The organism is Brevibacillus sp. BC25 (genome assembly GCF_000282075.1).
In the GTDB taxonomy this organism is placed as follows: domain Bacteria; phylum Bacillota; class Bacilli; order Brevibacillales; family Brevibacillaceae; genus Brevibacillus.
Genome location: NZ_AKIX01000044.1, coordinates 61125 through 75261 on the forward strand (window position 1 = coordinate 61125; position 14137 = coordinate 75261).

The following is a 14137-nucleotide window of genomic DNA, read 5'->3' on the forward strand; positions in this document are numbered from 1 at the left end:
TTTTCTATCCTCCCAGAATAAATTTGACGATTGATAGGAGGGAAGCGGAGGGGAACCCTACCTCGCCACAATCCCTCCAGGCACCTCCAAATACCCTCTCTTCTCCACAAATAACGGCTCTACAACCCCAAACTCATCTCTTAACTGCTTCATCTTCCCATGAGCCTCAGCTTCCGTCCGATAATACCCGGCTTCGACAAAGTATCCACCTTGCTTGTCCTTCAAAACCCGCATATTGTCCGCGACCAACAGAGATTCCTCCATAGCCCCGAGCGTCTCTCCATACGGCATGGAAGCGGTGCGCACCGAGTACACAGGCTGCTGCTTTTCTGGCGACACTTCTTTTGGCGAAATCGTAATCACAACCTGTGCCGGTTCCTTATACTCTTTCACCTCATAAGTAATCGCTTCCTTAAAGGTCACATTAAATCGCACAAGCGAATCATCCAACGAAATAATCTCGTAGGCATCTTCGATATACGGACTTTGCTTCAATGTCTCGAAATCTTTGACAGCCGAAAATCTTCTTGCACCACCAACAGCAAACGACATCGTATTCGGATATTCAGTAAAACTCACGTGGAAGGAGCTGGCGTTCTGCTGTACCTCATTATCCTGGGTAAAGTTCAAGATGATGTTTTCCTGATCTCCTTGCTTCTGTACCGTAATGAAGCTAACATCTACGGCATCCTGAGGAGTACCGCCGCCTGCACTGCCTTTATTGAATTGCAATATTTTCACTAGCTTGCTCAGACCGGGTACGTTTTCCAAAGCACTTGCAAAAGCGGGCATCGTGTTTACGCTGACCGTGAAAAGAACAAAGACAGCGGCTGCGCTTACGCCAGCGTGCTTCATCCAACGCGTTCTTGCTTTCGCACGTTTTCGATGAAGCTTCCCACGTTCGATGGCTTGCTCGGTGACTGCCGCCAACTCTTCGGGAATTTCAATATCGTGATAGGCTTGTTTATAATCGTCCAGCTTTTTATCCAAGAGATTCACGCTCCCCAATGTTCACTTTCAATTTCTCCAGTCCGCGGTAAATGATCGACTTTACGGAACTGAGGGGTATGTCTAGCACATCGGCAATGTCCTTGATGGGCATGTCTTCGAAATATCTCAGCATAATGACAGTTCGGGATTTTTCATCAAGTTGGCCCAACGCATCATGCAAGTCGATGACATCTTCCCGCGGTTTTTGCTCGTAGCTGCCTTCATGCTCTTTATCCATATAAACGACTTTTTTTGCTTTGCGTATGTGATCCAAGGCGCAGTTGACGGCGATTTTGGTCAGCCATGTTTGAAAGTATTGCGGATGCTTCAATTTGTGTATGGAGATAAAGGCGCGGTAGACAGTTTCCTGCACGATTTCCAGAGCGTCTTCTTTGTTTCGTACATAAGTAAAAGCCATTCGATATATTTTTTCTCTACTCTCTTGGATCAGAAGCGTAAAGCTGTCTTCATCACCGGAAATGGCTCTTTGCGCCAGTTCAGTTTGATTCACGATGCTGCACACCCTCCTTACTGAATGCGTTAGGTTCTTCCTTTCTTCTCGAAAATAATCCCGCAGCGCTAGACACACTGCGGGAGCGTAGATCCTTCTTTCCTTACTTCAATGGAAGAACCATTTTATTTTTCATTTCGCCGCTTTCTTGATCGATTTCAAACAGTTCGAGGGTGCTTGGTTTATTTTTAGACAAATTGCTCAGTGGGATGACAATTTCCTGTGAGAATTCACCCCACTCCGGGCCACCTTTCGATGCTGTACCAAAGCCTTTGGCAACTATTTGTTCGCCTTGCTTCACGGCATATTGATAGGTGCCTTCGAAAACGCTAGCTTCGCCGGATACGGTATACACGACAGACGGTGCCGCAAGCTTCAGGTTACGAAATACTTTGGTGTTTTTTACTTGATCGGAGCTATCTAATGGGATGGAAAGCTTGTTGATGATCGCACCGTTCTCTTGGTTGATTTCAAACATCTCGAGGATCAATGGCTCGTTTCCGATCAGCTCACTTGTTGGGATCTTAATCGTTTGCGCAAAAGTTCCCCATTCCGGACCACCATTTGAAGCTGTGCCAAACCCTTTTGCCAAGACGTGCTTCCCTTGCTTGACTGCGTATTGGTACGTTGCTTCAAAAACACTTGCTTCTCCTTTTAAGGTGTACAGGAGAGCAGGCTCCGCTAGTTTGATATTCCGGAACATAGTTTGCTTGGCAGCTTCGTTTGCTTTTGTTTCTTGCTGCGTGGCTACTGGGGTAGTCGTCTGGTTAGCCCAAGTAGTGCCGAGAGCTCCGGCAAAAACAGTGCAAGTCAAAATAGAAGCAGCAAATACAGTGATGGTTTTTTTATTCATGGTGTGTCTCTCCCTTATATGGCAGAATGCCGTAATTGATTGTTTTTTTGTTGTAGCTTCATGAAGTTTACATGGGTTAGACGGGGGAGGGACGCAAAAAGACGCAAGAGATTTTACGGAAAAAATGGGGTTTTTTCGTATGATTTAGCAGAATTTTTAAAATATTTCAGACGTAGATTCATAGATTGGGCTATACTGTTTTTATGGAACAATCTTCTAATTAGTGGGGGCGGAAAAAATGAAAAAACTCGTTTCTCTGGCAGTCGTTGCAAGTATTGCGATCCCGTTACTGAGTCCGACCTTTGTCCAACATGCTGCTGCAAATGCTATTCATGATTATCGTAACGAAGTTCAGGTCAACCAGTTCCGCCCGCATGGGGGAGATAAGCAGGAAGTGAATGATTACATAGCGTCCTTGGTGAAGCAACGATCTAATCCTGCTGAGGTAGCAAAGCTGGTAGCAGATGATTCCTTGACGAATTTTGCGATGAAAACCTATATGGAAGGATTGGCGCAATACAAAAACATTCAGGTGATCGAAGCAAAAGTAGACAAGCTGTACACCGTCACGAAGGAGGACGCTTATAATAACTACCGCGCGATTGTGAAATTCAAATACGTCGGGTATACCGCAGATAACAAGGCTATTGAAAAAACGGATTATCTCGGCTTGGCTAGACTCGGGACAGACCCGGTGAACTGGAAGGCGTGGGGCGTCATTTGGCAGGACTCTGGCATCGATGTGTCAGATGTGAAGCTGTTTCAGTTGGAGAAGCCACGCAAAGGCGAAGAAATATGTGTGATCACGACTGATTCAGGTGTGATCAAGCTGAGACTGTTCCCGAACAAAGCTCCAAAAGCAGTGGAAAACTTTAAGACACTGGCGAAAAATGGGCAGTACAACAATATGATTTTTCACCGTGTGATCAACGATTTCATGATTCAGGCGGGAGATTTGAAAGGGCCGGATGGCAAGGAGCTGCCGAGTATATACGGCGAGTCGTTTGAGGACGAGTTTAGCCGGGATCTGTTCAACTTCAGAGGAGCGCTCAGTATGGGGAACGCTGGACCTAATACGAACAGCACCCATTTCTACATTGTACAAAGCCCCAAGGTAGATCAGGAGTATCTCGATTTGTCGGCGCTGCCGTTGAATGCAGAAGCGAAGTATAAAGAAATTGGCGGACGAGCTTACCTCGACAATCGCCACACTGTTTTTGGTCATGTATTTGCCGGGATGGAAGTGGTAGACAAGATCGCTGCTCAGAAAACAGATGAGAATGCGAAGCCCATCCAAAATCCGATCAAGGTGCAAAAGATCGAATTTGTCCCGTATAACGAGTAAGTTTCGCCAGCAAAAACCCCCTCTCATTCCTGTCATTTGGGATGACGAGGGGGTTTGTCAATGAAGAGGAGATACAATTCAATATGGTTCCCAACGCAGTTTTCGTGCTTTTTCGAATCGCTCTTCCACATATGGCCAGTTGACGATATTCCACCAGTTCTCTACATACTTGTCTCGCTGGTTTTGATACGCCAGGAAATAGGCATGCTCCCATACGTCCAGGGCCAGTAGCGGAATCACATCCCATTGTGACAAGTTCTGGTGCTTTTCGGCTGTAAGAATCTCCAGATGATGTGCTCGCGGGGACCAAACGAGGATCGCCCACCCAGGACCTTCTACCTTTTCTGCCGCCTGACTAAATTGTCTCTTAAAGGCGTCATACGAACCGAAATACCGATTGATTGCCGCTGCAAGATCACCAGATGGAGTGCTACCCCCATTTGGACTCATGGATGGCCAAAAGATAGTATGCAAGTAATGACCGGCCCCATTAAAGGCTAGCTCGCGTTCCCAATGGCGTATGAGATCGAAGTTGCCACTTTCTCGCGCCTCTGCTAGCTTCCGTTCTGCTGTATTGAGATCGTCTACATACTTTTGGTGCAGTTTGTTGTGATGGATTTGCATGGTAGCTTCATCGATGTATGGCTCCAAAGCGTTGTAGGCATAAGGGAGCGGGGGGAGGGTATGCCGGCCGACAGCCACGGGGCGTGCTGCACGGACTGGCTCGCGTGCACCGGGATAGGAAACGGGTTCTGGCACTACAGGCACTTGTACTTCTTCCGCCACCGCTGGCTGTGCATTCATTAATTCCTGAACAGGCTCGGTCACTTCTCCTGCCAGATCCTCATCTTCACTCAACTGAGCCAGTCGTAAAAAGTGATGGAATTGCTCCTGCACCTGTTCTGCGCGAGTGATGAGAACAGGGAGTTCTTCGCTTTCTTGTGTTGAACCAAGCTTGGATGCTTCCCTTCCGATCAATGTAAATGATTCTTCGAATTTGTGCAGATGCCGTTCGAGTTCTCGGTTGAGGGTCTTATGTCTTCGCAAATGCTCGATCCATTGTCGGCCCCATTGGCTCCAGTCCAGCAAATTCTTGGCTTCTTCTACCAAAAGATTCTCCTCCTCGTGGGCACATCATCTCTCCCCACATTATGAAAGGCGCCTAGAGAAGGTGCGACATTTGCGGAGTACAAGAAATTTCATCTCGGCATATGGTAGTAGCACAAATGTTTGAGTGGTATGCTGTACTATATTCATTTCAACAGGGGAGACACATTAGCATGAGTAGAGAACGAGCGATTGCCGTTATTGATTCAGGAGTGGGAGGATTAACTGTTGCGAAGGAAGTCATGCGTCAGCTACCCGAAGAACGGATTGTTTATGTAGGCGATAATGCCCGCTGTCCGTATGGCTCCAAATCGCCGGAAGAGATTCGTACCTACAGTTTTCAAATGATCGATTATGTGATGCGTACACCGTTAAAAGCATTGGTGATCGCCTGTAATACTGCGACTGCCGTCGTGCTGGAGGAAGCGATGGAGGATTTGCCGCTGCCTGTCATTGGGGTGATTGAACCAGGCGCACGTGCGGCTGTTCAAGTGACGAAAAACGGAAGGGTCGGTGTCATCGGGACGGAAACGACCATACGTACCAAGGCGTATGAGCGTGCGCTTTTACGGATTCAACCGGATTTGTACGTCGCTGGCATGGCTTGTCCCGCATTTGTGCCACTGGTGGAGAGCCACATGGCGAACTCGGAGGAAGCAAGAAGAGTCGTGAAAGAAACGCTCGCCCCGTTCTTGCACGAAGATTTGGACACGTTAATTTTGGGCTGTACACACTATCCGTTGCTAGCACCAGTCATTTCGGAAGTGATGGGAGATCGAGTACGCTTGATTAACTCCGCAGAAGAGACAGCGCGAGAATTGTCCCTGCAAATTGCGACGGACGCCGAAAGCAAGCAAATAGAGCGCCCGGATCATCTGTTTGTGACGAGTGGGGACGCCCACAAATTCCGGACCATTGCAGAAGAGTGGCTGGATTGCAAAGTGAACGTCCAGCACAACTCATTGGAAAAATCCATCCAGCCCTGATGGAAGACCTTGTCTGCTGAGACAAACTTTCAACGCATAAACCCAAGCCTAGCTCGTATACATGGTAGTACAAAGTGTCTGGAGGAGGCTGGGGAAATGAAGATAAGGCACATCGGGAAAATGACGGCCGTGCTGGGGGTTAGCGCAGTGCTTTTGTCGGGCTGCGGTCTCTTTGGCCCGGAAAAGGAAACGATTAGTATTGATGCACCGCCACAGTCAGAGGTATCAGTGGATTTGCCAAACGGCATGCCGTCCCCGGATGCTGCAAAAGAAGGGGCACAACCGGTCGTTCAGGAGACTGGAGAGAGAATGGTGTACTTGCAGGATGCTAACGGATATATCGTTCCTGTCTCGATGACTCTTCCGAAATCAGAAGGTCCTGCCAAACAAGTATTGAGCTACATGGTAAAAGGTGGTCCGGTAGAGAGCATGCTCCAGGGTGGCTTCTCCGCTGTCTTGCCGAAAGGGACAGAAGTAAAAGGACTTGTCATCAAAAACGGCGTAGCCACTGTCGATTTTTCCAAAGACTTCAAAACGTACGAGGAGAAAGACGAGAAGAAAATTGTCGATGCAGTCACCCGGGCGTTGACGGAGTTTAGCAGCGTCAAGACTGTGCAAATTTGGGTGAATGGAACGCCGTTGACGGAAATGCCAGCAGCCAAAACACCCATTACGCTATTAGACCGGAATCAAGGAGTCAATCTCGAACTGGGCGATGGGGCGGTACCAGGAGATACCTCCAGCGTAACGGTTTATTTCCAAGGACAGCTGGATGATACACGTACGTATTATGTCCCAGTCACTCGCCTGGTTCCTGAAACGGCTGACATCGCCAAGGCAACCGTTGAAGAGTTGATCAAAGGACCGAAACAAGGATCTCAGCTCTTTAGTTCCTTGCTGCGTACGACACGTGTTCTGAATGTGAAGCAGGAAAAAGATTTGGTGACGGTCAATTTGAGCAGTGACATCCTCAAGTATGACGATGGCAAGGAAGCGAGCCCAGAAGCCCTGCAATCGCTCGTCTTGTCATTGACAGAAACGACAGGAGCCAAGCAAGTGCAGCTGCTAGTGGAAGGAAAACCGCTAGCTAGTGGCGAGTTCACCAAGCCAGTTAGCCGCCCGGTTCAACTCAATCCCATACAGATGTAATGAACGAGCCACGCCCGTATTAACGAGCGTGGTTTTTGTTCGCCAATTGTTTGCTGCAAGCGTAGCTGCTGGTAGCATGGAGGAAGTGACAAGAATATTTGCAATTAACGTAAATAAGGAAGAGGCGTTTGTGCAGTGGCAGATCGTTTCCCGCCTCTGGTATAATGAGCGGAGTGTAACAAAGCGATTTAGGAGGAACTTGGAATGAGAGTGGATGGCCGTGCCCATGATCAATTGCGCCCTGTAACCATTACGCGCAATTACATTAAACACGCAGAAGGATCGTGCCTGATTGAAGTCGGAGACACAAAGGTGATTTGTACGGCGACTTTGGAGGACCGGGTACCGCCTTTTATGCGTGGTGGCGGGAAGGGCTGGATCACAGCCGAGTATTCCATGCTTCCCCGAGCAACAGCGACTCGCAACGCGCGTGAGTCGTCCAAAGGAAAAGTCGGTGGACGCACAATGGAGATTCAGCGTCTGATCGGACGTGCTCTGCGCTCCGTCGTGAACCTTGAAGCAATGGGTGAACGCACTATTTGGTTGGATTGCGATGTCATCCAGGCAGACGGAGGTACACGGACAGCTTCGATTACCGGAGCCTTCGTGGCAATGGTAGACGCGATGCAAAAATTGGTAGATAGTGGCACCTGGAAACAGCTGCCGCTCAACGATTTCCTGGCAGCGACCTCTGTAGGGGTAGTTGGCGAGGAAGCCGTGCTCGATCTCAACTACAAAGAAGATTCTACAGCGATTGTCGACATGAATGTCGTCATGACGGGAAAAGGAAAGTTTGTCGAGCTGCAAGGAACAGGGGAGGATGCCCCGTTTTCTCCTGAACAGCTACAAGAAATGATTGCCCTTGCAAAAGTCGGCATTGACAACTTGATTAACAGTCAAAAAGAGGCGCTCGCTGATGTTTCGCTCTCTTTTGTACAATCAGTAGCGGAGGAAAGTCATGCCTAATCGGAAAAAAGTTGTTCTCGCAACACGTAACCAAGGAAAAGTGAAAGAATTCAACAGGCTGTTCGCAGAGGCAGGCTGGGAAGGAATTAGCCTCGCTGAATTTGACGGTGTGCCTGAGGTAGTAGAAGACAAGGACACCTTCGAAGGAAATGCGCTGAAAAAAGCAATCGAAATCTCTACATACTTGAACATGCCAGCTCTCGGTGACGATTCAGGTCTGGAAGTAGATGCGCTGGAAGGACGCCCTGGAGTTTACTCCGCACGCTTCGCTGGGGAAGATGCAACAGACGAGCAGAATTGGCGTAAATTGTTGAAAGAGCTGGAAGAAGTGTCGACACAGGAACGCACAGCTCGCTTCCGATGCACGTTGGCGTTGGTGATTCCAGGCGAAGATCCAATCATTTCCACTGGCGCTTGTGAGGGTGTGATCGCGCGTGAGCCAAAAGGGACAAACGGCTTCGGATATGATCCGGTATTCTACATCCCATCGATGGACAAAATGATGGCCGAACTCATGCCAGAAGAAAAGAACCAGATCAGCCACCGCGCTCGTGCCATGCAGCAACTGCTTGAAATCATCAAGTAGACAAGAGAGAAAACAGGAGAGTGAGGCGTGATGGGAATTCTCATCATGAGCGATAGCCACGGCTTGGTTCGGGAAGTAAGCCAGGTCGTCAACCGACATCATGTCGAAAAAATTTTGCATTGTGGCGATTTTTGTGTCGACCATCAGCGCGAGCCGTTTTCCAACATGACGCTTGTCCGAGGCAATTGCGATTCGACACAAGAGGTGCCGACTGAACAAGAGACCGAATGGCGCGAACTTCACATCCTGCAAACGCACGGGCATCTTTTCGGAGTGAAAGGCTCTCTTCTGCGCCTTCATTACCGTGCAGAAGAGGTCGGAGCAAATGTAGTGGTTTTCGGTCACTCTCATGTACCTGTCTGTGGTGTAGAGAGAGACATCTTGTTTCTGAATCCGGGCAGCCTGCAAATGCCGCGCGGTTTTCACGTACCGACATATGCTCTTTTAGAAGAGACAGGAACGAGCCCGACAGAAGTTTACATATCCGTGGCGTTTTATGATCATTTAGGCAACCGGGTTTCACAATTGGGAGGGAACTATTCTGTTCGTCGACCAATGAGGTCTTCTTGAAAACTAAAAGATTTGTGCTATACTAGAATGGTTATAATGGCTAGAATATTATCATCCGAGCCTGCGAAGATACCATGGCGCGGCTGGCGATGTTCTGTTGATTCGATTTAGGAGGGGAAGTTTACGTGGCAGCAAATTGGGAAAAGGTAGAGAATAACCAGGGAGTCCTGACGATTGAAGTAGATGCTACGCAAGTAGACGCAGCATTGGATCAAGCGTTTAAAAAAGTGGTTCAAAAAGTTCAAGTTCCAGGATTCCGTAAAGGAAAAGTACCACGCAAAATGTTCGAATCCCGTTTTGGTGTAGAATCTTTGTACCAAGACGCTCTTGACATTCTGCTTCCAACTGCATACGGACAAGCTGTTCGTGAAGCTGGTATCGAGCCAGTAGATCGTCCAGAAGTAGACGTAACGCAAATGGAACAAGGGAAAAACCTGATCTTCAAAGCGACTGTAACTGTGAAGCCTGAAGTGAAGCTGGGCGACTACAAAGGTCTGTCCATCGAAGAAAAAGACTTCTCTGTAACAGAAGAGAGCGTTGACGCTGAACTGAAGCGCATGCAAGAGCGTCATGCTGAGCTCGTAGCAGTAGAAGAGGGTGCCGCACAAACAGGCGATATCGCTGTAATCGATTTCGAAGGCTTCCAAGACGGAGTAGCTTTTGAAGGCGGTAAAGCGGAAGATTACTCTCTGGAACTGGGTTCCGGTACTTTCATCGCAGGGTTCGAAGAGCAACTGGCTGGTTTGAACATCGGCGAAGAAAAAGAAATTACCGTAACTTTCCCTGAAGAGTACCACTCTCCTAACCTCGCTGGTAAAGAAGCGGTATTCCAAGTGAAGCTGAACAGCCTGAAGCGCAAAAACCTGCCTACTTTGGATGATGAGTTTGCCAAAGACGTGAGCGAGTTCGACACGCTGGAAGAGCTGAAAGCAGACACCAAGAAAAAACTCGAAGAAAAAACAGCGCAAGAAAAAGATCAATATGTTCGTGAGCAGCTCGTTCTGAAAGCAGCTGAAAGCGCTGAGATCGATCTGCCAGCAGTAATGGTTGAGCATGAATTGGATCAAATGGTAAATGAATTTGGTCAACGTCTGCAATACCAAGGCATGACTCTGGAACTGTACTACCAGTTCTCCGGCATGGATGAGAGCCAACTGCGTGATCAATTGCGTGCAGATGCAACATCCCGCGTTCGCACTTCCTTGACTTTGGAAGCAATCGGCAAAGCAGAAAACATCGAAGCAACAGAAGAAGACGTAAACGCAGAACTGGATAAACTGGCTGGCGTATACGGCCGCCCAGCTGATGAGCTGCGCAAAATCTTCTCTGCACAAGATGGCATGGTTGCTCTGTACCGCGATGTGCAAACTCGCAAAACAGTAGATTTGCTGGTTGCAGAAAGCAAAGTAACAGCATAAGCTTAGAAGAACGCATGATTGGTCAGTGGGCAGGCTAACCCTGATGCTGGCTGTCAAGACCACAAGGCACGAGTGTATCGTGCCTTGTTTTTCCACCATTGACTTTTTTCGGCAAAGGAGGAAAATACATAATGCTAATCCCTATGGTCATCGAGCAAACAAGCAGGGGAGAGCGCTCTTACGATATTTACTCGCGCCTCCTGAAAGACCGGATTATTCTCTTGGGCACCGAGATTGATGATGAAATCGCCAATCTGGTTGTCGCTCAGCTGCTTTTCTTGCAGGCAGAAGATCCGGACAAAGACATATCGCTATACATAAACTCTCCAGGTGGTTCTGTTACAGCAGGAATGGCCATCTATGACACCATGCAGTACATCAAACCGGATGTGTCCACGATTTGTGTGGGCATGGCTGCCAGCATGGGTGCATTCCTGTTGGCTGCTGGTGCAAAAGGCAAGCGCTTCGCTCTGCCAAATGCCGAAGTAATGATTCACCAACCGCTCGGTGGTGTGCGTGGGCAAGCAGAAGACATCCGCATTCATGCGGAATGGATTATGAAAACGAAGCGCCAGCTGAATGAGATTTTGTCTGAGCGGACAGGTCAGCCTTATGAACGCGTAGAGCAAGATACAGACCGCGACAATTTCATGAGTGCAGAAGAAGCAAAGGCCTACGGATTGATTGACTCTATTATCGAACGCAAAAACTGACCCGTTGTGAGGTGAAGCGCATGTTTAAGTTTAACGACGACAAAGGCCAACTGAAGTGTTCCTTCTGCGGCAAGTCCCAGGAACAGGTGCGCAAGCTGGTAGCTGGTCCTGGTGTTTACATTTGTGACGAATGTATCGAACTGTGCAATGAAATTGTACAGGAAGAACTGGGCACTGAAGAAGAAATCGATATGAAAGAAATTCCAAAGCCAGTGGAAATTCGCAAAATCTTGGACGACTATGTCATCGGTCAAGATATGGCGAAGAAGTCCTTGTCTGTAGCGGTGTACAACCACTACAAACGGATTAATTCCGGGGCGAAGATCGAGGATGTGGAGCTGCAAAAATCCAACATCATGCTGATCGGTCCGACTGGTAGCGGGAAAACGTTGCTCGCGCAAACATTGGCGCGCATTCTGAATGTACCTTTCGCGATTGCGGACGCAACTTCTCTGACAGAAGCAGGCTATGTGGGTGAAGACGTTGAAAACATCTTGCTCAAGCTCATCCAGGCTGCTGACTATGATGTTGAGAAGGCTGAAAAAGGAATCATTTACATTGACGAGATTGATAAGGTAGCCCGTAAATCGGAAAACCCATCCATCACGCGTGATGTATCTGGTGAAGGCGTTCAACAAGCGCTTTTGAAAATTTTGGAGGGTACTGTTGCGAGTGTTCCACCACAAGGCGGACGCAAGCATCCTCACCAAGAGTTTATCCAAATCGACACTTCTAACATTTTGTTCATCTGCGGTGGTGCATTTGATGGCGTCGAGCAGATTATCAAGCGTCGTTTGGGTAAAAAAGTCATCGGTTTTGGTGCAGACTTCGGAGATGGCGTAAAAGGCGATCTGAAAGCCGGAGAATACCTGAAATACATTTTGCCGGAAGATCTGCTGAAATTTGGTCTGATTCCGGAGTTCGTCGGTCGTTTGCCAGTGCTTGCTACCTTGGAGCCGCTGGATGAGGAGACGCTCGTGCGTATCCTGACAGAGCCGAAAAACTCTTTGGTGAAACAGTACCAAAAACTGCTGAGTCTCGACGGTGTTGAGCTGGAGTTCGATAACGGTGCGCTCATGCAAATCGCCAAAGAAGCGATTAAGCGCAACACTGGTGCGCGCGGACTGCGTGCGATTATCGAACAAATCATGCTCGACATGATGTATGAACTTCCTTCCAGAGAAGACGTCAACAAGTGCGTGATTACCGAAGAAACGGTTCGCGATAAAGTGAAGCCACAACTGTTGACCAAAGAAGGCCAGGAATTGCACGAAGAAACAGCATAAGCATTGTCTACACAAACCATCTCGTGATAAGCGAGGTGGTTTTTTTGTTGTTGGTTTACGTCTACGCTTGCGGGGCAATACTACTTGATATCGTTCAAGAGAAGCTTTACATATGCACAAAACGGTCATGAACGTGTTCCCTCCTCTTTGGGGGACAAAAGTTGACCGCAAGCGAAGACGCATGGGAGGGACTGCATATGGACTATACGACATTGGTCATTGCTGTCATTGAAGTGGTTGTTGGTATCGTGATCGGCACCTACTTTTGGAACTTGCTGCGAGCGCAGAGAAACACGAAAACCTCAACCGAAAAGGAATCGCGCAAGGATCTTGATTCCATACGTAAAATGAGAATGGTTGCATTGACAGAACCTCTGTCAGAGAGAACGAGACCAGCTACTTTGGAAGAAATTGTAGGACAAGAAGATGGGCTTCGTGCGTTGCGCGCCGCTTTGTGTGGTCCCAACCCACAACATGTCATTATTTATGGACCACCTGGTGTAGGCAAGACCGCAGCGGCTAGGGTCGTGCTGGAAGAAGCAAAGAAAAATCAGCTATCGCCGTTTTCTTCTGATGCCAAGTTTATTGAAATCGATGCGACGATTGCTCGTTTTGATGAACGCGGGATTGCTGACCCGTTAATCGGCTCTGTACATGATCCTATTTATCAAGGGGCTGGCTCGCTTGGGCAGGCGGGGATTCCGCAGCCAAAGCCAGGCGCTGTGACGAAAGCGCACGGTGGCATGCTTTTTCTTGATGAAATAGGGGAACTCCATCCTGTGCAGATGAATAAGTTACTAAAGGTTCTTGAAGACCGCAAAGTCATGCTAGAGAGTGCTTACTACAGCGAGGAAAATAACCAAATTCCTTCTCATATTCATGACGTTTTCAAATACGGTTTACCCGCCGATTTCCGTCTGGTTGGAGCGACGACGAGGTTGCCAGAAGAACTGCCTCCTGCGCTTCGTTCCCGTTGCCTGGAAATCTTTTTCCGCCCATTAAAGGCTGGAGAAATTGGGAGTATCGTGCGTACGGCCGTGCCTAAAATGAATATGAATATAGAAGACAGCGCTGTTTCCGTAATCGAGCGCTATGCGACCAATGGACGTGAAGCGATCAATACGGTGCAAATTGCTGCCGGAATTGCCTTGACGGAAGAACGCCAAGACATCCAGGCTGCCGATGTGGAATGGGTGATGCACAGCAGTCAAAAATCGCCTCGTCCAGAAAAACAGGTACATGATACACCGCAGGTCGGATTGGTCAACGGTCTTGCTGTGTACGGTCCGAACATGGGCAGTGTGATGGAGCTTGAAGTGACTGCTTCACCTACCGCTGTTCCTGGTCAAGGTCGAATGGCGATGACAGGAATGGCCGAGGAAGAGGAGATGGGCAGCCGCAACCGGACGATCCGCCGGAAGTCGATGGCAAAAGGATCGATCGAAAACGTTTTGACTGTCCTGAACAGAATGGGTGTCCGCCCGTATGATTACGATCTGCATATCAATTTTCCCGGAGGCATCCCAGTCGATGGGCCTTCTGCGGGCATTACCATTGCCACTGCGATCTACTCGGCGATATTGAATCAGCCTGTCGATAATTTACTGGCCATGACTGGCGAAGTGAGTATTCATGGTAAGGTAAAGCCAGTTGGGGG

General features: G+C 48.5%; 14 protein-coding genes. 10 read left to right on the forward strand and 4 right to left on the reverse strand.

Annotation, left to right across the window (positions count from 1 at the left end):
• Positions 1-57: 57 nt before the first annotated feature.
• From PMI05_RS13400 to PMI05_RS13410, 3 genes are all read right to left on the reverse strand, one after another.
• On the reverse strand, positions 58-990 hold the full coding sequence (locus PMI05_RS13400) for a DUF4179 domain-containing protein (protein ID WP_007722220.1): 933 nt from the start codon (positions 988-990) through the stop codon (positions 58-60).
• Positions 983-1501: a sigma-70 family RNA polymerase sigma factor gene (locus tag PMI05_RS13405; RefSeq protein WP_007722222.1), complete on the reverse strand. Its 519-nt coding sequence runs from the start codon at positions 1499-1501 to the stop codon at positions 983-985. Before PMI05_RS13405 ends, PMI05_RS13400 begins: the two co-directional genes overlap by 8 nt.
• 103 nt (positions 1502-1604) lie before the next feature.
• Positions 1605-2354, reverse strand: a complete 750-nt coding sequence (locus tag PMI05_RS13410) for a Gmad2 immunoglobulin-like domain-containing protein (RefSeq protein ID WP_007722224.1) — start codon at positions 2352-2354, stop codon at positions 1605-1607.
• A 238-nt stretch (positions 2355-2592) separates the two neighbouring features.
• On the opposite strand from PMI05_RS13410, the gene PMI05_RS30040 reads away from it, so the two are divergent.
• Positions 2593-3699 carry a peptidylprolyl isomerase gene (locus PMI05_RS30040; RefSeq protein ID WP_007722226.1) on the forward strand — a complete coding sequence of 369 codons (1107 nt, stop codon included), beginning with the start codon at positions 2593-2595 and terminating at the stop codon, positions 3697-3699.
• Positions 3700-3777: 78 nt separating this feature from the next.
• Here PMI05_RS30040 and PMI05_RS13420 read toward each other — a convergent pair whose 3' ends face one another.
• The gene (locus tag PMI05_RS13420) at positions 3778-4809 is read right to left on the reverse strand and encodes a superoxide dismutase (protein ID WP_007722228.1); all 1032 of its coding nucleotides are present in this window, start codon (positions 4807-4809) and stop codon (positions 3778-3780) included.
• A 170-nt stretch (positions 4810-4979) separates the two neighbouring features.
• Here PMI05_RS13420 and racE point away from each other — a divergent pair, with 170 nt between their 5' ends.
• The 9 genes from racE to lonB all read left to right on the forward strand — a co-directional run.
• A complete protein-coding gene (gene racE, locus PMI05_RS13425) occupies positions 4980-5792 on the forward strand; it encodes a glutamate racemase (protein ID WP_007722230.1) in 813 nt (270 codons plus the stop codon).
• A gap of 96 nt (positions 5793-5888) precedes the next feature.
• Positions 5889-6941, forward strand: a complete 1053-nt coding sequence (locus tag PMI05_RS13430; RefSeq protein ID WP_007722231.1) for a GerMN domain-containing protein — start codon at positions 5889-5891, stop codon at positions 6939-6941.
• Positions 6942-7145: 204 nt separating this feature from the next.
• The gene (gene rph, locus PMI05_RS13435; protein WP_007722233.1) at positions 7146-7907 is read left to right on the forward strand and encodes a ribonuclease PH; all 762 of its coding nucleotides are present in this window, start codon (positions 7146-7148) and stop codon (positions 7905-7907) included.
• Complete coding sequence (locus PMI05_RS13440; protein WP_007722235.1) at positions 7900-8493, forward strand: XTP/dITP diphosphatase; 594 nt, start codon at positions 7900-7902, stop codon at positions 8491-8493. Before rph ends, PMI05_RS13440 begins: the two co-directional genes overlap by 8 nt.
• 30 nt (positions 8494-8523) lie before the next feature.
• Positions 8524-9063, forward strand: coding sequence for a metallophosphoesterase family protein (locus PMI05_RS13445; RefSeq protein WP_007722237.1), 540 nt, complete (start codon positions 8524-8526; stop codon positions 9061-9063).
• A 125-nt stretch (positions 9064-9188) separates the two neighbouring features.
• The gene (gene tig / locus PMI05_RS13450; protein WP_007722239.1) at positions 9189-10481 is read left to right on the forward strand and encodes a trigger factor; all 1293 of its coding nucleotides are present in this window, start codon (positions 9189-9191) and stop codon (positions 10479-10481) included.
• 131 nt (positions 10482-10612) lie between these two features.
• Positions 10613-11194, forward strand: a complete 582-nt coding sequence (clpP, locus tag PMI05_RS13455) for an ATP-dependent Clp endopeptidase proteolytic subunit ClpP (protein ID WP_007722241.1) — start codon at positions 10613-10615, stop codon at positions 11192-11194.
• A gap of 20 nt (positions 11195-11214) precedes the next feature.
• A complete protein-coding gene (gene clpX / locus PMI05_RS13460) occupies positions 11215-12480 on the forward strand; it encodes an ATP-dependent protease ATP-binding subunit ClpX (RefSeq protein WP_007722243.1) in 1266 nt (421 codons plus the stop codon).
• Positions 12481-12677: 197 nt separating this feature from the next.
• Positions 12678-14137, forward strand: a 1460-nt coding sequence (gene lonB, locus PMI05_RS13465; protein ID WP_007722245.1) for an ATP-dependent protease LonB, incomplete at its 3' end; no start/stop codon positions are given.